The sequence below is a fragment of the Nocardia sp. NPDC050697 genome (genome assembly GCF_040654395.1).
GTDB lineage: Bacteria > Actinomycetota > Actinomycetes > Mycobacteriales > Mycobacteriaceae > Nocardia.
Window position 1 is genome coordinate 53,478 of the sequence record NZ_JBFAHY010000005.1, and the last position, 17,772, is coordinate 71,249.

The 17,772-nt window shown below is 71.3% G+C and carries 17 protein-coding genes and 1 pseudogene; 9 read left to right on the forward strand and 9 right to left on the reverse strand.

What is annotated here, in order from left to right:
- Positions 1–7 precede the first annotated feature (7 nt).
- The 3 genes from AB0H71_RS18805 to AB0H71_RS18815 are packed head-to-tail and all read right to left on the reverse strand — an operon-like array spanning position 8 to position 3,653.
- Positions 8–1,762 carry a bifunctional 3-(3-hydroxy-phenyl)propionate/3-hydroxycinnamic acid hydroxylase gene (locus tag AB0H71_RS18805; RefSeq protein WP_357022145.1) on the reverse strand — a complete coding sequence of 585 codons (1,755 nt, stop codon included), beginning with the start codon at positions 1,760–1,762 and terminating at the stop codon, positions 8–10.
- Entirely contained in the window at positions 1,759–2,787 is a 1,029-nt protein-coding gene (locus tag AB0H71_RS18810; RefSeq protein ID WP_357022148.1) for a VOC family protein, read from the reverse strand. The genes AB0H71_RS18805 and AB0H71_RS18810 overlap by 4 nt, the downstream gene beginning before the upstream one ends.
- Positions 2,784–3,653, reverse strand: coding sequence for an alpha/beta fold hydrolase (locus AB0H71_RS18815; RefSeq protein WP_357022151.1), 870 nt, complete (start codon positions 3,651–3,653; stop codon positions 2,784–2,786). Before AB0H71_RS18815 ends, AB0H71_RS18810 begins: the two co-directional genes overlap by 4 nt.
- Before the next feature lie 159 nt (positions 3,654–3,812).
- On the opposite strand from AB0H71_RS18815, the gene AB0H71_RS18820 reads away from it, so the two are divergent.
- Positions 3,813–4,451 (forward strand): helix-turn-helix domain-containing protein, encoded by a 639-nt coding sequence (locus AB0H71_RS18820; RefSeq protein ID WP_357022155.1) that lies wholly within the window; start codon positions 3,813–3,815, stop codon positions 4,449–4,451.
- A gap of 24 nt (positions 4,452–4,475) precedes the next feature.
- Here the strand turns inward: AB0H71_RS18820 and AB0H71_RS18825 are convergent, their stop codons facing one another.
- Together AB0H71_RS18825 and AB0H71_RS18830 are read right to left on the reverse strand one after the other, a co-directional pair.
- Positions 4,476–4,805 (reverse strand): SDR family oxidoreductase, encoded by a 330-nt coding sequence (locus tag AB0H71_RS18825; RefSeq protein WP_357022158.1) that lies wholly within the window; start codon positions 4,803–4,805, stop codon positions 4,476–4,478.
- Between the two features lie 140 nt (positions 4,806–4,945).
- Positions 4,946–5,290: pseudogene (locus AB0H71_RS18830) on the reverse strand (SDR family NAD(P)-dependent oxidoreductase); the annotation flags it as partial.
- Here AB0H71_RS18830 and AB0H71_RS18835 point away from each other — a divergent pair.
- Complete coding sequence (locus AB0H71_RS18835) at positions 5,223–5,441, forward strand: hypothetical protein (protein ID WP_357023327.1); 219 nt, start codon at positions 5,223–5,225, stop codon at positions 5,439–5,441. The pseudogene AB0H71_RS18830 and the gene AB0H71_RS18835 sit on opposite strands and share 68 nt — an antisense overlap.
- An 8-nt stretch (positions 5,442–5,449) precedes the next feature.
- Here the strand turns inward: AB0H71_RS18835 and AB0H71_RS18840 are convergent, their stop codons facing one another.
- Entirely contained in the window at positions 5,450–6,490 is a 1,041-nt protein-coding gene (locus tag AB0H71_RS18840) for an amidohydrolase family protein (RefSeq protein WP_357023252.1), read from the reverse strand.
- 128 nt (positions 6,491–6,618) lie between these two features.
- Between AB0H71_RS18840 and AB0H71_RS18845 the strand changes: the two genes are divergently transcribed.
- Entirely contained in the window at positions 6,619–8,142 is a 1,524-nt protein-coding gene (locus tag AB0H71_RS18845; RefSeq protein WP_357022161.1) for an MFS transporter, read from the forward strand.
- Between the two features lie 116 nt (positions 8,143–8,258).
- Here the strand turns inward: AB0H71_RS18845 and AB0H71_RS18850 are convergent, their stop codons facing one another.
- Positions 8,259–8,681, reverse strand: a complete 423-nt coding sequence (locus AB0H71_RS18850) for a carboxymuconolactone decarboxylase family protein (protein WP_357022164.1) — start codon at positions 8,679–8,681, stop codon at positions 8,259–8,261.
- Between the two features lie 354 nt (positions 8,682–9,035).
- Entirely contained in the window at positions 9,036–9,695 is a 660-nt protein-coding gene (locus AB0H71_RS18855; RefSeq protein ID WP_357022167.1) for a TetR/AcrR family transcriptional regulator, read from the reverse strand.
- Between the two features lie 113 nt (positions 9,696–9,808).
- Between AB0H71_RS18855 and AB0H71_RS18860 the strand changes: the two genes are divergently transcribed.
- From AB0H71_RS18860 to AB0H71_RS18885, 6 genes are read left to right on the forward strand one after another with little or no spacing between them, the layout of a single operon-like run.
- On the forward strand, positions 9,809–10,936 hold the full coding sequence (locus AB0H71_RS18860) for a VOC family protein (RefSeq protein ID WP_357022170.1): 1,128 nt from the start codon (positions 9,809–9,811) through the stop codon (positions 10,934–10,936).
- The gene (locus tag AB0H71_RS18865) at positions 10,933–11,862 is read left to right on the forward strand and encodes a fumarylacetoacetate hydrolase family protein (protein WP_357022173.1); all 930 of its coding nucleotides are present in this window, start codon (positions 10,933–10,935) and stop codon (positions 11,860–11,862) included. Before AB0H71_RS18860 ends, AB0H71_RS18865 begins: the two co-directional genes overlap by 4 nt.
- On the forward strand, positions 11,859–13,691 hold the full coding sequence (locus AB0H71_RS18870) for an acyl-CoA synthetase (protein WP_357022176.1): 1,833 nt from the start codon (positions 11,859–11,861) through the stop codon (positions 13,689–13,691). The genes AB0H71_RS18865 and AB0H71_RS18870 overlap by 4 nt, the downstream gene beginning before the upstream one ends.
- The gene (locus tag AB0H71_RS18875) at positions 13,688–15,166 is read left to right on the forward strand and encodes a bifunctional 3-(3-hydroxy-phenyl)propionate/3-hydroxycinnamic acid hydroxylase (protein ID WP_357022178.1); all 1,479 of its coding nucleotides are present in this window, start codon (positions 13,688–13,690) and stop codon (positions 15,164–15,166) included. Before AB0H71_RS18870 ends, AB0H71_RS18875 begins: the two co-directional genes overlap by 4 nt.
- Positions 15,159–16,331 carry a cytochrome P450 gene (locus tag AB0H71_RS18880; RefSeq protein ID WP_357022181.1) on the forward strand — a complete coding sequence of 391 codons (1,173 nt, stop codon included), beginning with the start codon at positions 15,159–15,161 and terminating at the stop codon, positions 16,329–16,331. Before AB0H71_RS18875 ends, AB0H71_RS18880 begins: the two co-directional genes overlap by 8 nt.
- The gene (locus AB0H71_RS18885; protein ID WP_357022184.1) at positions 16,328–16,957 is read left to right on the forward strand and encodes a TetR family transcriptional regulator; all 630 of its coding nucleotides are present in this window, start codon (positions 16,328–16,330) and stop codon (positions 16,955–16,957) included. The genes AB0H71_RS18880 and AB0H71_RS18885 overlap by 4 nt, the downstream gene beginning before the upstream one ends.
- A gap of 41 nt (positions 16,958–16,998) precedes the next feature.
- On the opposite strand, the gene AB0H71_RS18890 is transcribed toward AB0H71_RS18885, so the two are convergent.
- Positions 16,999–17,637: a TetR/AcrR family transcriptional regulator gene (locus tag AB0H71_RS18890; protein WP_357023255.1), complete on the reverse strand. Its 639-nt coding sequence runs from the start codon at positions 17,635–17,637 to the stop codon at positions 16,999–17,001.
- Between the last annotated feature and the right edge of the window lie 135 nt (positions 17,638–17,772).

The following is a 17,772-nucleotide window of genomic DNA, read 5'->3' on the forward strand; positions in this document are numbered from 1 at the left end:
TGTCTCCTCAGAGGGGATGGAGGTGCCGGGCAGCGCCGCCGTCGGCCGTGCCCGCAGGTACCGGGCAGGGGGCTGGTCCGGGCTTGTTGCCCCGGGGTGAGAGCCGCAGCTGGCGGTTGAGCGCGGCGACCAGCGCCGCGCTGTCCTGCGGTGTCGCGGTGCCGAAGACGAACCGGTCCGGGCGCAGGACCACGACCCCGCCCGGACGTAACCGGGCCCGGCGGAACCAGCGGGTGAGCACACCGGTGTGGTCCTCGATGTCGGCGATATCGTCGCGGCCCTCGCCCGGCTTTCCCTGCGGGCGCCCGCCCAGCGGGTACACGGTCACGAACCGGGTATCGAGGGCGCGCAGCGCCTCCAGGTCGGCTTCGGAGAAGGCGCGGCGCGGGTCGGCGCCGTAGCCGAGCACGGCGAAGCCGAGCCCGAGGGTGTCGTCGAGTTTGCGGTGCCTGCCGTCGTAGGTGCGGACCTCGGGCTGCGGCGCGAGCCTGCCCTGCACCCCGCGCAGCAGCGGCCGCGGCTGTCCCAGGTAGGCGCCGCGGCGGAAGCGCGGCGCGGGCTTGACCTTCGCGGTGCGGATCCAGCCGCCGAGCCCGGGTACGCGGACCGCGGTGGAGAGCCCGATGTCGCGGGCCGCGGCCAGGACCGGGTTGCTCAGCGAGACGATGTTCTTGTTGAACACCGACAGGTCGATCATGGCCTTGGCGTGCGGGCGCCGCTCGGTCTCGTAGCTGTCCAGGATCGCCGGGTCGGCGCCGTGGCGCAGGATGGCGGTGAGCTTCCAGGACAGGTTGTCGGCGTCACGCACGCCGGAGTTCATGCCCTGGCCGATGAACTGCGGAGTCATGTGCGCGGCGTCGCCGGCGAGCAGGATCCGACCCGCGCGCCAGCGGACGGCGACCACGGCGTTGAAGGTGTAGACGAGCTTGCGCAGCACCACGCACTCGTCGGGGTCGACGAAGCGGGAGATGTGGCGGCGCACGGTGGCCGGGTCCTCCATCTCCTCCCTGGTCTGCTCCTCGCGCAGCATGAACTCGAAGCGGTGGTGCCCGTCGGGTTGCGGGCACGAGACGATCGGCAGCTCGGGATCGCAGACGAAGTCGAAGTAGGGCAGGTGCCGGAAGGCATCGATGCCATCGGCCGCCTTCAGGTCGACCACCAGCCAGCGCTCGGGGAAGCTGGTGCCCGACATGTCGATGCCCAGCTCGGTGCGCACGATGCTGCGCCCGCCGTCGGCGCCGACGAGGAACCTCGCGCGCACCCGTTCGGTGCTGTGCGCATCGATCTCGGCCTCGCGCTTGCCGTAGCCGGTACCGGTGCAGGCGGCGTGCTCGACGGTGACACCGGCCCCATCCTGGTCGAAGCCGGTGACCGCACGGCCCCGGCGCACGGTGACATGCGGATACCGGTCCAGCGCGCTTTCGAGGCTGTTCTCCAGGTAGGGCTGGTAGAGGAAGTTCGAGACCGGCCAGCCCAGCGGACGCTCGATCTGGTTGAACTGGGCCAGGACCTTGCCGTCCCCGCGCACCCACTGCACCGTGGAGTCGATGTTCATGTCGGCAGCGAGTTCGTCGGCGACGCCCGCGGTCTGGAAGATCCGCATGCCCTCGTCGTCGGTGTAGACCGCGCGCGCCAGCCCGTAGTACTCGGGTTCGCGTTCGAGCACGAGCACGTCGACACCGCGCCGGGCCAGCAGGTTGGCCAGCGTGAGCCCGGTCGGGCCGAGCCCGACGATCACTACTTCGTGGTCGAACTCGGTCATAGCGCAACGCTTCCGGTGAGGGCGGGGACGGTGATCTCGGGGGTGCGCAGGCGGGAGGCGGCGGTGCGCAGCTGGGTGAGTTTGTCCAGCGGGGTCTCCGAGGCCGTGTGGTGGCCCCAGATGCTGATGCCCTGGTAGGTGGTCGCGGTCCAGGCGGCGTCGAGTTCGGGGGTGATGACGACGGGGTTCCAGCCCACCTCGAGCTCGAAGCCCGACGGGGTGACGCAGTAGAACGACAGCTCGCGGTCGTTGGTGTGCTGCCCGACCGACCACGCCATCCGGAAACCGAGATCGGTGACCCGGCCGTAGGCGGCGAGCATGTCCTCGAGCGATGCGGCCTGGATGTTGACGTGCTGCACGCGGGTGCGGATGGGGTCGATTTTGATCCCGCGGATATTGGCGACCGCGATCGAGTGGTGGCGTTCGTTGACCCGCAGGAAGCGGATCTTCATCCTCAGCCCGGAGATGTTCTCGTCGATGAAGTCCGAGAGCCTGGAGTCGAACAGGGTGCGGTAGTAGGCGTGCATCGACTCCGGCTCCCGGGAGACGATCGCCACGTGCCCCATCCCGGCCTCCCCGGTGACCCAGCCCGAGCCGAGCATGCGCAGTGGCTCGGCGGTGGTGACCGGGGTGGTGAAGATCTCGGTGGCGATGCCCTTCGGACCCGGGAAGCGCCACAGCCGCTCCACACCGCGCAGCGCGGTCTCCTCGGCGCTGCCTTCCTCGATGGGGACGCCGCGGTCGCTGACCCGGGCCAGGATCCGGTCGAAGGTCTCGTGGTCGTCGATGTGCCAGCCCAGCGCGGTGACGTCCTCGGCGGGGCCGCGCCGGATCAGGAACCGGCAGGCGCGGTCGTCGAGGCGGAAGCGCAGGGTGTCGCTGTCGAGGCGGTCGGCGTGCAGGCCGATGGCCAGAGCGCCGAAGCGTTCCCAGTCGGCGAGCCGCTCCGACTGCACCGCCAGGTAACCGAGGTGGACCGCGCCGTAAACCGAGCCGTCGCCGCCCGGACGCAGGGAATCGGTCATCGTGACTCCAGCAGGAAGGTCGTGGCCAGGGAGTTGAACAGCTCGGCGCGCTCCCACTGCACCCAGTGGCCGGTACGGGCGGCGATATGGACATCGCAGTTCGGCATGCGCTCGGCCAGCAACCGGGCGCCCCGGGCCCGATTGACCTGATCCTCGGCGCCCCACACGACCAGCGTCGGATGGGCGAGCTTGCCGAGCCTGTCGTCCCTGGTGAAGTCCATGCGCCACAGAGTCCGCAGAGCGGCGGGGCCCGAGGGGCGCCGCAGCGGCGGATTCGCGATGACCTCGGGGTCGAGGCTGGCCTGGTAGCGGCTGTCGATCAGCTCCTCGCTGATGGCGCTCGCGTCGTAGACGAGGTGCTCACGGACGAAGGCGGCGACTTTTTCTCGCGTGGGGCCCTCGCCGGTGTAGTAGGAGAGCAGGGCTTGCAGGCCCTTGGTGGGGAGGGCGCGCGTGGTGCCGATCCCGCCGGGCCCCATGAGGACGAGCCGGTCGGCCTTCTCGGGCCGGTCCAGGGCAAGCCGCAGCGCGGCCGCGCCGCCGTAGGAATTGCCGATCAGATGCGCGCGCTCGATGCCGAGGACATCGAGCAGCCCGCCCACCGCCGCGGCGAGGTCGCCGAAGGGGTCGGACTGGTCGATGCGCTTGGTCGAGCGCCCGTAGCCCGGCATGTCGGGCACGATGACCCGGAATCTCCCGGCCAGGGCGTCGATATTGCGCGAGTAGTTCGACAGCCCCGAGGCGCCGGGCCCGCCGCCGTGCAGCAGCACGACGGCCGGGCCGCTGCCGGCCTCGGTGAAGAAGATGTCGCGGTCGCCGACGCGGACCGTTCGCCCGGTCTCGACTCCGTTGTCAGTGCTTGTCACGGCTACCTCCACAGCGTTGATGATGAAATCATCAGACAGGATGGAGTCTGCTGTCAAGGTGATTCTGATGATTCGATCAAAAGTTTGCCCGATCGCACGAATCGTTATTGAGTGATTTGTCAGTTATGATTTCTCCGATCCATCGTCGAAGGGGTCCCGATGACCGCCGAACCCGTGGTGCGCACTCGCACCGACCGCCGCCGTGAACGCACCCGCAACGCACTGCTGGGCGCGGCCCGGACCTTCTTGTCGGAGGGGCGCTCGGCGGTCAGCATCCAGGAGATCACCGACGCCGCCGATGTCGGATTCGGCTCGTTCTACAACCACTTCGAGTCCAAGGACCAGCTCTTCGACGAAGCGGTGCGCTCGGCGCTGCAGGTCTACAGCGAGCTGCGCGACGGTATCGTCGCGCTCTACGACGACCCGGCCGAGGTGTTCGCGGTGAGCTTCCGGATGACCGGGCGGCTGCAGCGCAGTATCCCGCTGATGGTGCGCGTGGTCCTCAATTCGGGGATGGGGGTGATGCTGCGCGACGAGGGGCTGGCTCCCCGCGCCCGGCGCGACATCAAGGCCGCCCAGGAGGCGGGCCGATTCGAGCCGATGGACCCGGAACTCGCGGTGATGGCGGCCGGCGGCGCGCTGCTGGGGTTGCTGCAGCTGCTCGACGCCGATCCGAAGGCCGACGCCGAGGCCGTCTCCGACGAGATGACCTATCGGATGCTGCGGATGTTCGGCATGAACAAGCGCACCGCGCAGCGGCTCAGCTCCGGGCCGCTGCCGGAGATTCCGCAGCTGTAGCCCGGCCCTGCGCCGCGCGCCGGCTCAGCGCAGGCCGACGAGCCGGTCGCTGACCTCGCGCAGCCGCCGGGCCACCGCGGCATCCCGGGCGATCGCCGACACCTCGATGACCTCGCCGTCCTCGAAATAGCAGCCGGTGGTGGTCGCCAGGCCGGGATCGGAGGCGGCGACCGCGAGGCGCCGCCCGCCCTCCTCGAGCGAGATCATGCGGAACCGCTTGACCGCCGCCAGCACCGGCCGGGCGAACCGCGGGGCGCCGTCCCAGATGTCGGTGGCCACCATCCCGGGGTGGATCGCGTTGACGGTGACCCCGGTGCCCGACAGCTCGGCCGCCAGGCTGCGGGCGTAGAGCACGTTGGCCAGCTTGAACGCGCGTAGGCTCTCATGATCGCGTAACCCTGCCGGTAGTGCAGATCCTCGAAGTCGAGATCACCCCGGTAGTGGCCGGTGGAGGCGGTGATCACCACCCGCGCCGGTGCGGAGGCGATCAGCAGCGGTTTGAGCGTCTCGGTGAGCAGATAGGGCGCGAGGTGGTTGACGGCGAAGGTCGTCTCGTAGCCGTCCTCGGTCTCGGTCCGGGTGGCGAAGACCCCGCCGGCATTGTCGATGAGCACGTCGAGGGCGCGGTAGCGCCGCAGAATCTGCGCGGCCAGTGCCCGCACCGACGCCAGCGAGGCGAAGTCGGCGAGCAGGATATCGACGGCGACCGCCCCCTGTTCGCGGACCCGCGCCGCCGCGACGGCCAGCTTGTCCGGATTACGGCCGACCAGGATGAAATGGGAGTCCGCAGCGAGCTGGGCGGCGCACTCCAGGCCGATCCCGGCGGTCGCGCCGGTGATGAGGGACGAGCGCGCCGACCGGCTCGCCCGCTTCGCGCGGGCGAGCATCGACGGCGCGCTGCTCGCCGAACGGGTCGACCGGGTCCCCCTTGCGCAGACACTGCGACCGCTGCCGCTCGCCCTGCTGGCCGTGCACCGCGGCGAGCCATGAATCTTCGCTCAGCGGCGGTTCGCGGCCTTGGCCACCGCGCGGAACACCCGCGTACGCGCCCGGCGCCGAAGGCGGGTGAGCAGCGGCGGCTCGGGCGCGGCGACCGGGGCGGCCCCGAAACGGGGGAACAGCGCGGAGGCATTCCCCCGCCGGATCGCCTGCCGGGTCAAGTCATCGCAGCCGGGATATTCGGCGAGCCCGGCCTCGAAGTACTGCACGGCCGCCTCGGGCGCGAAGGGCCAATCGCTACCGAAGAGCACATGGCCCGGTTCGGCGAAGGTGAGCAGTGTCGGCAGCGCCGCCGCACTCGAGGACAGCGCGGTGTCGAAGTAGAAACCGGCGAACTCGCCCAGCACGTCCAGTGGGCTGCGCCCGGTCTGGGTGAAGATGCCGAGCGCCATCCGGTGCGAGGCGTAGGGCACGAACCCGCCGCCGTGGCTGAGCACGAACCGGATATTCGGATAACGTTCCCGAATACCGTTGCGCACCAGCAGATACGCGGCACGGGTGGTATCGAGCAGGAAGTCGGCAGCGAAGGGGAGCACGCCGGGAATCACGGGACCGGGCAGGTCGGCCGGGTGCACGAACGCCACCGCGCGCCGGTCGTCCAAGACCTCGAACAGCGCGTCCTGGCCCTCCTCGCCCAGATACACCCCCCGCGCATTGCCGAGCAGCACCACGCCGTCCGCACCGAGGGTGTCCAGTGCCCGAGCGGCCTCGGCCGCGGCCGCGGTGACGTCGGGCATCGGGAGGGTGGCGAAGAAACCGAAGGTCTGCGGCGCGGCGGCGGCGAGCTCGGCGGAGTAGTCGTTCACCGCCCGTGCCAGCCGCGCGGCCTCGGTCCGATCGCCCAGGAACGCGGTACCCGGCGTGGACACCGACAACACCGCCGAGGCGATACCCATCCCGGCCATCATCTCCCGGGCCGACTGCGGACTCCAGTCCGGCAGGTCCCGCCCACCCGCGGCGGCGATGCCGTTCGCGTCGAGCGCCTGCCGGTAGACCGGGGGAATGAGGTGCTGGTGCACATCGATACGGTCCGACGCCATGCCGAACCCCTTCCTCTGCGACTGCTGTGCCTGTGACGAGTGCATCACCGGTATTGACGATTCTATTCTCATACTTGAGACTTTCATCAGCATACCTCCGGCTTCCACCCCGTCACCCGAGGACCGCCATGACCGATTCGACCACCACCACCACCCGCACTGCACGCGGCGGTACCGCGGGCACCCTGACCGCGATGTGCACCTGCCTGGTGCTGGTGGTGGCCTCGGTCTCCGCGCTGAACCTGGCGATGCCCGCCCTCGCCGTCGACCTCTCCGCCTCCACCACCGCCCTGACCTGGATCGCCGACGCCTACACCGTGGCACTGGCCGCTCTGGTGCTGCCCATCGGCGCCCTCGGTGACCGTTTCGGGCGCCGTACCGTGCTCGTGGCCGGTACCGCGGTGTTCGCACTGGGGTCGGCGGCGGGCGCCTTCGCCGATTCCACCGCGGTGCTCATCGGCTGGCGGGTGGTGATGGGACTCGGCGCGGCGATGATCATGCCCGGCACGCTGTCGACGATCACCGCCGCATTCCCCGCCGAACAGCGCGAACGCGGCGTGGCGATCTGGTCCGGCTTCGCCGCCGCGGGCGCGATCGTCGGCCTGCTCGCCGCCGGGGTGCTGCTCGAGGTGTCGAGCTGGCGCGCCATCTTCGGCGTGAGCGCCGGGGTGGCCGTGCTCGGAGGCGTGCTCGCGCTGTCGCTGGCCCCCGACACCCGGGACGAGCATCGGCGCCCGCTCGATCATCCCGGAGCCTGGACCAGCGCGGTCGCCATCGGTGCCCTGGTCTACGGCATCATCGAGGGCAGCGAGCAGGGGTGGACCAGCCCGCGGGTGCTCGTGGCGTTCGCCGTCTCGGGGGCCGCGCTCGTGCTCTACGCGATCCTCGGATTCCGCCGCAGCCATCCGCTGCTCGACCCACGGCTGTTCGGCATCCGCGGCTTCCGCGCCGGCGCGGTGACCATCCTGGTGCAGTTCATGGCGGTGTTCGGGTTCTTCTTCGTCGGGCTGCAGTACTTGCAGCTGGTGCTCGGCTACAGCCCCCTGCACGCCGCGGTCGCGCTCGTCCCGATCGCGGTGGTCGTATTGCCGACCACGGTCCTGACGCCGCGGCTGGTCCGGGTCGCCGGAGTGAAGGTGGTGATGACCGGCGGTCTGGCGCTGCTCGCGGCCGGGCTGTTCGCCCTGTCGTTCCTCGGCACCGGCTCCGGCTACGCCCCGTTCCTGGCCGGACTGGTGGTGGCGGGGCTGGGAGTCGGGATCACCAGCGCCGTCGGCACCGCGGCCATCGTGGGCTCGCTGCGCGCCGACCAGCAGGGCGTCGCCTCGGCGATGAACGACGCCACCCGGGAGGTCGGTGCGGCCGTCGGCATCGCCGTCATGGGCTCGGTCTACGCCCAGGGATACCGGTCCGCGCTGCCCCCGCTCACCGAGCTGCCCGCCGACCTCGTGCATACGGTCGAGTCCTCGGCGCCCGCGGGGCTGCACGTCGCGGCCACCCTCGGGCCACAGGGCGGCCCGCTGGCGACCGCGGTCACCGACGCGTTCATCGAAGGGTTGTCACACTCGCTGCTCACTATCGCCGTGGTCGTGGCCGTCGCCGCCATCGGCACCGCGATCGCGGCTCCGCGCCGCGAGCGCGACGGCGGTTGAGTCGCCGAGCTCGAGCCCGGGGGGGAGCGGAGCGAGGCCCGGATCGGGCTGCAGAGCCACGCTGTTGAACACCATGGCAGCGCAGAGGTAGGAGCCGACCACGAACATCGGTTCCATCAGCCTGCGGTTGTAGTGGGCTCGGCGAGCCCGGTCCAGGTCGCGTCATCGATGCGCTGGTCTTCGAGCAGCTGGTCCGTCGCCGAGATCAGCAACCGCTCCAGAGGGGACCAGATTTCGGCCCGCGGGCCCCGGCCCACTGCGGCGATCTGCTCGTCGGAGACCCCGAGCCGACCCGCTATGCGCACATGTTGGTCCCACTCGTAGCGGGATCGGGTCCGCCAGGCCACCCGCAGGATGAGCAGCTCGCGGCTACCCGCTTCCAGGGCGGCTCGTCGAGCAGCTTGCCGTGGTAGGCGAGCCAGGCCGCCGCGAGTTCGGGGTGAGGGACCAGCACGCCGAGCACATTCGGCGGGGAGGGGGCGTCGGGTTCTCCCGACAGGTCGCGGTCCGCCATGGGTGAAGCAGCGCGAGCCTCGCACATGTTATTGCCACTCGCGTGGCAGGACGACACTCTCGACCATCGCCTCGCTGGGACGAACGGGTTACCCGCCTCGCCGCTCTCGTCGACCGCGCACTACCAGGCGCTCACCGCACTCAGTAGCGCGATCCCGAAACGAAGGTGCAGTCGAATCATGCGCACGGGCTGCTGCGCCCATGCGGGTGTTCGCGACGTGCCCGCTCAGCTTGACGCTGTGCCCACGAACTGTCGTAGGCATGGTGGCCGCGTTGCCTCTTGCGTGCCCCGGGGCGCGCAGTCCACGACGCGACAGCTCGGAGCGTCATTGGCGGCACGTCGAGTGTGTTTCAAGTGGGCGTGGTGGTCGAGGCCCGGGTCAGGCGGCTCCGAGCGTCGTCGGCGTGGCCAACGTGGGTAGCGGCAGAGCGCAGATCTCGCGAGCTTCATCGATCGATACTCCGAGCATGCACAGCAGATCCTCGGCCACCTGATCGACCGAGCCGGCCTCGTCCCGCTCGGGGTGGTCGTGCAGCAGATGCCCGAGGCAGAGGGCGGCGCCGACCACAACTGCCATGGTCGGATCCAGATCGCGGGGGCGGAATCTGCCCGCGCGGATACCTGCTTCGATGTCGCGCCGGGCGCGGGGGGCGAGCCCGCGGTCGGATCCGATGATGACGGAGGCGTTGTTCAGCAGAATCTTGCTGAGGGTAGGGGCGATGCGGTGCAGCCGGCCCGTCAGTCGGAAACCCTGGGCGAAGACCTGTGCCGGGTCGGGTAGGTCCTCGGTCAGGGAGTCGAACCAGTCGCCGTAGCTGTCGAGCGCCTCGGTGATGGCGGCGGAGTAGAGCGCTTCGCGACTGTCGAAGTGGTTGTAGAACGAGCCCATACCGACGTCGGCGGCCTGCGTGATTTCCAGAATGGGTGCGTTGAGCCTCCCGTCGGCCAGGAAGTCCTGCGCGGCGCGCACGAGAGCGGCTCGGGTCCGCGCTTTGCGTCGGGCCAACCTGTTCGGCGGCGCGGGCGCGTCGTCGGTCATGATCCACCTCCGTTGTCATGGTACCCGAGGTCATCTCTGACGATATCTTCACCTAGGTCTTGACTGCCGATAGCGTCGAATGTGACGATATCGTCAATGAGAAGGAGAGTCCGATGACGCACGATCCGCATGCCGGTCTGCACAGCGAAGACGGTGCCCTGGCCGGCGAGCACCGGGGACGCTCTCGGGATCCGGTGGTGAAGGTGCGAGACCTGGCCTGGCTGGAGTTCGAGAAGCCCGATCTGCGGCGCGCCGAGGAGTTCGCGCGCGCCTTCGGCTTCGCGACCGTGCTGCGCACAGAGCACGAATTACAGCTACGCGGTACCGGCACAGGGGCGCCCTGCGTGATCGTGCGCCGTGCGGCGCGATCACGCTTCCTCGGCCCCGCGTTCCACACTGCTGATGCCGCGGACCTGGCGCGACTCGCAGCGGCTACCGGCACTGCCGTGGCACCGCTGCCCGAGAGTCTCGGCGGCTCGGTGGTCGAGCTGACCGATCCCAGCGGGGCTCGGGTCAAGGTGGTATCGGAGACGCACCAGCTGCCCGGGTTGCCCGGCCAGCTGCCGCTGACCCTGAACTCCGGAACCGAGGTGACACGGGTGAACAGCGCCCAGCGCCCGCCCCGGCGTCCGGCGCTGGTGCAGCGGCTCGGGCACGTGGTGGTGCAGACGACCCGCTACCGGGAGACGCTGGACTGGTACCTGCACCACCTGGGCATGATCGTCAGCGATTTCCTGTACTACCCGGGTCAGCGCGAGCGCGGCCCGGTCATGAGCTTCATCCGCTGCGATCGCGGCGCCACCCCGGCCGACCACCACACCCTGGCGCTCACGCTGGGCCCGCGGAACCGATACGTGCACAGTGCATTCCAGGTCGCCGACCTCGATGCCATGGCGGCGGGCGGGGAGTACCTGCGCGAGCGGGGGTACCGACGGTCGTGGGGTATCGGCAGGCACATCGAGGGCAGTCAGCTCTTCGACTACTGGCGCGATCCGGACGGCTTCCTGGTGGAGCACTTCAGCGACGGCGACCTCTTCGACGCCGCGCTGGAGCCGGGCTGGGCGCCTTTCACGGCCTCGGGGCTGGCCCAGTGGGGCCCGCCCGCGAGCCCGGACTTCCTCGGCATCCGCCCGAGCCCGGAAGCCCTGCGCGAGCTCGGCGCCCTCGGGCGCGCGCTGCGCGCGGAGAACGAATTCGACCTGCACCGCCTTCGTGGCCTGTTGAAAGTAGCCCGCTCATGAGTATCGCCGTGCTCCGGACCGCCGACGCCTGGTGGAAGGTGACCCCGCCGGGCGCTGTCTGCATCGACACCATCGCCGCCACCACCGCGGAGCTGCTCGCCGACCGAACGGCGATCGACGCGGCCGCCGGTGACCCGGTTCCGGTCGAGGGGCTGGAGCTGCTGTCGCCGGTGACCGCGCCGTGCCGGGTGGTCGCCCAGATGACGAATTTCGTCTCCCACGTGCGAGATTCGGGCATGGATCCGGCCACCGTGCCGCTGACCTTCTTCCGCAAGGCGTCGGGGTCGATCACCGGACCGCACGGGGAGATCGTGCGACCCGGACACGTCCGTTTCCTGGACTACGAGGTCGAGATCGGGCTGGTGTTCGGCCGCGCCCTCGAGGTCGGCGCCGACCTCACCGGCGCGGAGCTCGGCGACTACATCGCCGGGCTGGTGATCACCGACGATGTCTCCGCCCGCGACGTGCAGCTGCCGAAAACCCAGTTCTACGAGGCCAAGTCGTACCCCACCTTCACCCCGGCGGGACCGGCGCTGGTGCTGTTCGAAGCGGGCGACGCCGCCCGCTTCGCCGACCTGCGGCTGCGGCTGTGGGTGAACGGCGAACCACGCCAGGACAGCACGGTCGCCGACATGATCTACGGCCCGCTGGAGACGCTGCGCGCGCTGAGCCGCTTCCAGCGCATGGACGCCGGTGATCTGCTGCTCACCGGAACCCCGGGCGGAACCGCGTTGCGCGCGCCGGCCAAGCCCATCGAGATCATCGGCGCGCTGCTGCCGCCCGCGCTGAAGTGGAAGACATTCTTCCGGCGGCAAGAGAACAACCCGGACTACCTGCGCGAAGGCGACATCGTCGAAGCGGCCATCGCCACCCCCGACGGCGCATTGGACCTGGGCAGGCAGCGCAACCGGGTGGTGGCCCGATGAGCCCCGACGAGCTGCTCTGGCCGCGCTATGAGTCCCCGGCCGATCTGGCCGCCATCGAGGCCGTGCCGCTGGCCGAGCGCGGCCTGCCGGAGTCGACCTACGCGCTGCTGGTGCGGGCGGCCGAGCGCGCGCCGGAGCGGACCGCGCTCACGGTCCTGCCCGATGCCGAGCGCTGGGAGCAGCCGGTGCGCGAAAGCTTCGCGGAGCTGCTGGCTCGGGTGCACCGCTATGCGAACCTGTTGTACAGCAGCAACATTCGTCGAGGCGATCCGGTGGCGCTGCTGGCGCCGAACTGCGATGCGCTCATCGCGGCGACCCTGGCGGCGCAGCTGGCCGGAATCGCCGCACCGGTCAACGGCGGGCTCAGCAGACCGCATATCGCCGCGCTGCTGCAGCTCGGCGGCGCCCGAGTACTGATCGCGGCTGGGCCGGAGCTGTCCGCTGAGCAATGGAGCGCCGGCCGCGCGCTTGCCGCCGACGGTCTGCTCGACACGCTGCTGGCCCTGCGGCCCACCGGGGCCGGGGGCGAACCGCCGGCTCTGGAGCCGATTCCCGGCGTGGCCGTCGGCTACCTGGACGAGCTCGCCGCCGGGCACGACGACCGGGCCTTCGCCGATACGCCGCCGCGCTCGGGCGACCTGGCCGCGCTCTTCCACACCGGCGGCACCACCGGTCTACCGAAGCTGGCCGCGCACACGCATGCCAACGAGGTCGCCAATGCCTGGATGATCGCGGCCAACTCGCTGCTCGGCGCGGAGTCGGTGGTGTTCGCGGCGCTGCCGCTGTTCCACGTCAATGCCGTGGTCGTGACGCTGCTGGCGCCGCTGTTCCGCGGGCAGCCGGTGGTGTGGGCGGGGCCGCTCGGGTACCGCGATCCCGCCCTCTACGGGCATTTCTGGCGCATCGTCGAGCACTACCGGATCGCGGCCATGAGCGCGGTGCCGACCGTGTACGCCGTGCTCACGCACTGCCCCCTCGACGCCGACATCACCTCGCTGCGCTACGCCATGGTCGGCGCCTCGCCACTGCCGCCCGCGGTACGCGAGGGGTTTCAGCGGCATACCGGCGTCACCCTGGTCGAGGGGTACGGGCTCACCGAGGCGACCTGCGTGACCGCGCGCAGCTTCCCGGACCATCCGCGCCCGGGGGCGGTGGGACAGCGCATGCCCTACCAGCGAGTCGCCGTCAGCGACGCCGGGACGCTCACTGTTGCCGGGCCGACCGTCTTCGCCGGCTACCTCAGCACTCGCGACGCTCGCGGCCCGGTACTGCGACCCCCGGGCGACCGGCTCGACACCGGCGACCTGGCTGACGTCGACTCGGAGGGGTTCATCTACCTGCGCGGTCGCGCCAAGGACCTCATCATCCGCGGTGGCCACAATATCGATCCGGCCGTAATCGAGGACGCGCTGCTCGCGCACCCGGCGGTCACCGCCGCCGGTGCCGTCGGACGCCCGGACCCACACGCCGGTGAAGTGCCGGTCGCCTACGTCACCCTCGCGGCCGGCACGCAGGTGTCCGAAGCCGAGCTCCTGGATTGGGCGCGGGCCCGGGTCGGTGAACCGGCGGCGGCGCCGAAGGCAGTGACCGTGCTCGACGCACTTCCGGTGACCGACGTCGGCAAGCCCTACAAGCTCGGGCTGCGGGCCGACGCCGCCGCGCGCGAACTGACCGAGGCGCTGGCAGGCATCGGCGTGGATGCCGGGGCGGCGGTGGTAGACGGCGCCGTCGTCGCGACGGTCGAGGTCACCGAGCCCGCCGACGAGGCCACGGTCCGCGCCGTGCTCGCGCGCTACCCACTCGCTACCCGCATCGCGGTCCGGCGATGACGTCGGAAACAGGGCGCGCGGCCACCCCGGTGCCGGTGGTGATCGTCGGGGCGGGCCCGACCGGCTTGACTGCGGCACTGCTGCTGGCGCGGGAGGGGGTGCGGAGCCTCGTGCTCGAGCGGTGGCCGCAGCCTTATCCGCAGCCCCGCGCGGTGCATCTCGACGGCGAGATCCGCCGCATCCTGGATCGCATCGGCGTCGGCGCCGCGTTCGACGCGATCTCCCGCCCCGCGCTGGGGCTGCGGCTGCTCGACCGGGACCTGCGCGTGCTCGCCGAGTTCGGCCGTGAGCCGGTAGGGCGGCACGGGCACCCCGAGGCCAATATGTTCGACCAGCCAGACCTGGAGGCGCTGCTGCGCGCGGCGGTGCTCGCGAATCCGCTGATCACCGTGCGGGCCGGGGCCGAGTTGACCCGGGTCGAGCGCGACACCGCCGGCGTCACGCTGGAGGTGACCGACGCTGCCACCCACGCCCTCGAGCCGCTGCGAACCCGCTACCTGCTCGGCTGCGATGGCGCCAACAGTACGGTGCGCCGGGCGATCGGCGCGCGGATGCGGGACCTCGGCTTCAGTCAACGCTGGCTGGTGCTCGACGTCGCTACCGACGTCGAGCTGGGCCACTGGGAAGGCGTGCACCAGGTCTGCGACCCGAACCGCGCCGCCACCTACATGCGGATCGGAGCCACCCGGCACCGCTGGGAATTCCGGCTGCTGCCCGGCGAGAACGCCGCGAGCTACCAGGACGACCCTGATCAGGTATGGGCGCTCCTGGCGCCGTGGATCGACCGCGCCCGCGTGGGCGATCTCGAATTGATGCGCGTCGCCGAGTACACCTTCCGCGCCCAGCTCGCCGACGACTGGCGGGCCGGGCCGGTCTTCCTGCTCGGCGACGCCGCCCACCTCAGCCCGCCGTTCATCGGCCAGGGCATGGGCGCGGGGCTGCGCGATGCCGCCAACCTCACCTGGAAGCTCGCCGCCGTCCTGCGCGGCGAGCTCCCCGACGCCGTGCTCGACAGCTACCAGTGCGAGCGAAAAGCACACGTCCGCCGCATGATCCGCCTTGCCCAGCTCGTCGGCGCCGCCATGACCGCGGGCGGTGCGCACACCGCCGCCCTGCGCGACGCGCTGGCCCCGCGGCTGCACCGCCTCCCCGGGCTGCACGCCGCGCTCACCGAGGGCCGGACCCCGCCGCTGCGCCGCTCGGCGCTCAACCATCGCCCGCACCCGCTCACCCGGGCCGGCTGCCTGGTGCCGAACGACGCGCTCGCCGACGGCCACCGCTTCGACGACCGCGCCACCGGCCGCTACACCGTCCTGACCACCCGCGCCGACGGCACCGGTGCGCTGGTCGCGGGCCCGGCGCTGCGCCGCTGGCTGCACCGCCGCGGCGCCCGCTACGCCCTGATCCGCCCCGACGGCGTCGTGCAGGCCACCGGCCGGCGCCGCGCCGAACTGCGAGGGAAGCCCCATGCCTGACACCGTGCCCGCCTACCGCCGCGACCTCTACTCGCGCGCCGCCATCCTCGATCCGCACCCGCATTACGCCCGGCTGCGCGACCTCGGCCCCGTGGTCCGGCTCCCCCGCCGCGGCTACGCCCTGCCCCGCTACGTCGAGTGCAGGGCGGTGCTGCGCGATCACGACACCTTCGTCTCCGGCGCGGGCGTCGCGCTGAACCCGGTGACCAATCGCATGTCCCGCAACACCACGCTCGGCAGCGACGGCACCGACCACCGCCGCCGCCGCACCCTGCTCGCGCACCGCATGCTGCCCCGCGCGCTGCGCACCATCCAGGAAGCGGTGCAGCGGCGCGCCGCCGAGACCGTGGAGGCGGCGCTGCGCGCCGGCACCGTCGACGGCGTCGCGCTCGCCGCGGCACTGCCGCTCTCGATCGTGCCCGACCTCGTCGGCTGGCCCCGCGACGGCCGCGAGCACCTGCTGGACTGGGCCGCCGCCACCTTCGACGCGCTCGGCCCGCTCAACGGCCGCGGCCTCCGCACCGCGGGCGCGAACCTGGCCATGCTCCGCTACACCCGCGCCCTGGTCCGCGACCGCGCGCTGCTGCCAGGCAGCGCGGGCGCCGACGTGCTGCTCGCCGCCGATGCGGGCGAGATCAGCCCGGCCGAGGCCACCGCGCTCATGATCGACTACCTGGCGCCCTCGCTGGACACCACCATCGGCGCGCTCTCCGCCGCCCTGCACCTGTTCGCCACCCACCCCGGGCAGTGGGCGGCGCTGCGCGCCAATCCCGGCCTCGTGCCGAACGCCGTGAACGAGGCCATCCGCTACGAGTCACCCATCCGCGGGTTCACCCGCACGGTGCGGCGCCCGGCCGAGATCGCGGGCACGCCGCTGCCCGCGGGCGCCAAGGTGCTGGTGCTCTACGCCTCGGCCAACCGCGATCCCCGCGAATGGGACGACCCCGACACCTTCGACATCCACCGCGACGCCTCCCGCCAGCTCGGCTTCGGCTACGGCAGGCACGGGTGCGCGGGCCAGGCCCTGGCCCGGCTGGAGGCCGGGGCCGTGCTCACCGCGCTCGCCGAGCGGGTGACGCGGATCGAGCTCGCCGGAGAGCCGGAGTGGTTGCGCAACAATGTCATCCGCCGCCACGCACGGCTGCCGCTGCGGCTCGTGCCGTGAGCGGGCAGCGCCGCCCGTACTCCTCGGTCGCCCGGGACAGGGCCCGCGAACAGGTCCGTGCCCGGATCCTGGACGCGGCGGGCGAGCTCTTCGCACCCGTCTGGTACGACGAGGTCACCCTGGCCGGAGTCGCCGCAGCGGCCGGGGTGTCGGCGCAGACGGTGGTCAACCACTTCGGCGGCAAGATCGGGCTGTACCGGGCCGCGCTGACCGAGCGGTTCCTGCCTGCGGTGTACGCCGGACGCGCGAACACCGTCGCGGGTGAAGTCGATTCGATCGTGCCGACGGTGGCCGCGGGCTACGAGTTGTACGGCGACGGCACCTGGCGGCTCCTGGCGCTCGCTGAGCGCATTCCCGACGTGCGATCGGTCGTTGTCGAAGGCGTTGCAGCACACCGCGAGTGGGTCCGAGCGATGTTCGCCCCCCTCCTGGTCGCCCGCGCGCCCGCCGACGCGGCGTGTATCGCGAACCTGCTGACCGTCGCGCTGGATGTGCGAACGTGGCGCAGCTTGCGCCGCGAACTCGGACTCGGACCGGACGCTACCCGCGCATTCCTGACCACCCTCGTCCACCGAATCCTGGGCTCGACTCCACTCACCCGGCCTGACCGAGCTGCGCCGCGGTGATCTTCGCCGGACCTCCGCGCCCCCGGGTGCCCCGTACTCACTCACGGAGCTTGCCGGCCGCTTCGGTCCGCCGTGCGGGCGAGGAGCCCGGTGAGCCCTTCGAGGATGAGGTCGAGCCCGAAACCGAATTCGCTTGCCAATGGAACAGGTAGGTAGGCGGCCACGGCGGCTGTTGCGGGATGGCGCCCAGGGGGCGCGTCCGCCGGGGATGGTAGGGACTCGGCGCCGGCGGACGCACCGATCTGGATCGCGAAGCCGAGCACATAGCGTGCCAGCGTGGCGTAGGCGCGGGCCGCGAGTGCGGGATCGAATCCAGCGGCGAGCAGCGTGTTGATCATGAACTCGCGCTGCCTCATCGCATTGCTGCCCACGGGGATGCGCTCGGTGAGCAGCGTTGCGACGTTGGGATGCCGGGCGAGGGTGTCGAACATCGCGTGAGCTGCGGTCGCGCAGCTCTGCTGCCAGGTCGCGCTCGGTGCTGCGGCGCCCCCGTCGAGGTCGATCCCGCCGAGGACGGCGTCGACGACGTGGTCGACCAGCTGCGCGCGGGACCCGAAATGGCGGTAGAGCGTCGCGGTTCCCGAGTCCAGGCGTTTCGCCAGCGAGCGCATGCTGAGCGCCTCTGCCCCCTGCTCGTCGACGAGGGAGATCGCGGCGTCGACGATGCGTTCGAGCGGCATCGCCGGGCGTCCGCGTGGACGGCGCTCGGCTGCGGTGTCGGGGGGCTCGGGGCTGCTGCTCACCGGGCCATTGTCCCTGATCATTGACATCCCCCCACTTTATGGCAACACTGTAACCATTATGATTGATGGAGA

Bases quoted from the DNA above. Each gene is read 5' to 3' on its own strand.
- AB0H71_RS18805 (WP_357022145.1), bottom strand. From the start codon at position 1,762: ATGACCGAGTTCGACCACGAAGTAGTGATCGTCGGGCTCGGCCCGACC.
- AB0H71_RS18810 (WP_357022148.1), bottom strand. From the start codon at position 2,787: ATGACCGATTCCCTGCGTCCGGGCGGCGACGGCTCGGTTTACGGCGCG.
- AB0H71_RS18820 (WP_357022155.1), top strand. From the start codon at position 3,813: ATGACCGCCGAACCCGTGGTGCGCACTCGCACCGACCGCCGCCGTGAA.
- AB0H71_RS18835 (WP_357023327.1), top strand. From the start codon at position 5,223: ATGAAATGGGAGTCCGCAGCGAGCTGGGCGGCGCACTCCAGGCCGATC.
- AB0H71_RS18840 (WP_357023252.1), bottom strand. From the start codon at position 6,490: ATGGCGTCGGACCGTATCGATGTGCACCAGCACCTCATTCCCCCGGTC.
- AB0H71_RS18845 (WP_357022161.1), top strand. From the start codon at position 6,619: ATGACCGATTCGACCACCACCACCACCCGCACTGCACGCGGCGGTACC.
- AB0H71_RS18855 (WP_357022167.1), bottom strand. From the start codon at position 9,695: ATGACCGACGACGCGCCCGCGCCGCCGAACAGGTTGGCCCGACGCAAA.
- AB0H71_RS18860 (WP_357022170.1), top strand. From the start codon at position 9,809: ATGACGCACGATCCGCATGCCGGTCTGCACAGCGAAGACGGTGCCCTG.
- AB0H71_RS18865 (WP_357022173.1), top strand. From the start codon at position 10,933: ATGAGTATCGCCGTGCTCCGGACCGCCGACGCCTGGTGGAAGGTGACC.
- AB0H71_RS18870 (WP_357022176.1), top strand. From the start codon at position 11,859: ATGAGCCCCGACGAGCTGCTCTGGCCGCGCTATGAGTCCCCGGCCGAT.
- AB0H71_RS18875 (WP_357022178.1), top strand. From the start codon at position 13,688: ATGACGTCGGAAACAGGGCGCGCGGCCACCCCGGTGCCGGTGGTGATC.
- AB0H71_RS18880 (WP_357022181.1), top strand. From the start codon at position 15,159: ATGCCTGACACCGTGCCCGCCTACCGCCGCGACCTCTACTCGCGCGCC.
- AB0H71_RS18890 (WP_357023255.1), bottom strand. From the start codon at position 17,637: ATGCCGCTCGAACGCATCGTCGACGCCGCGATCTCCCTCGTCGACGAG.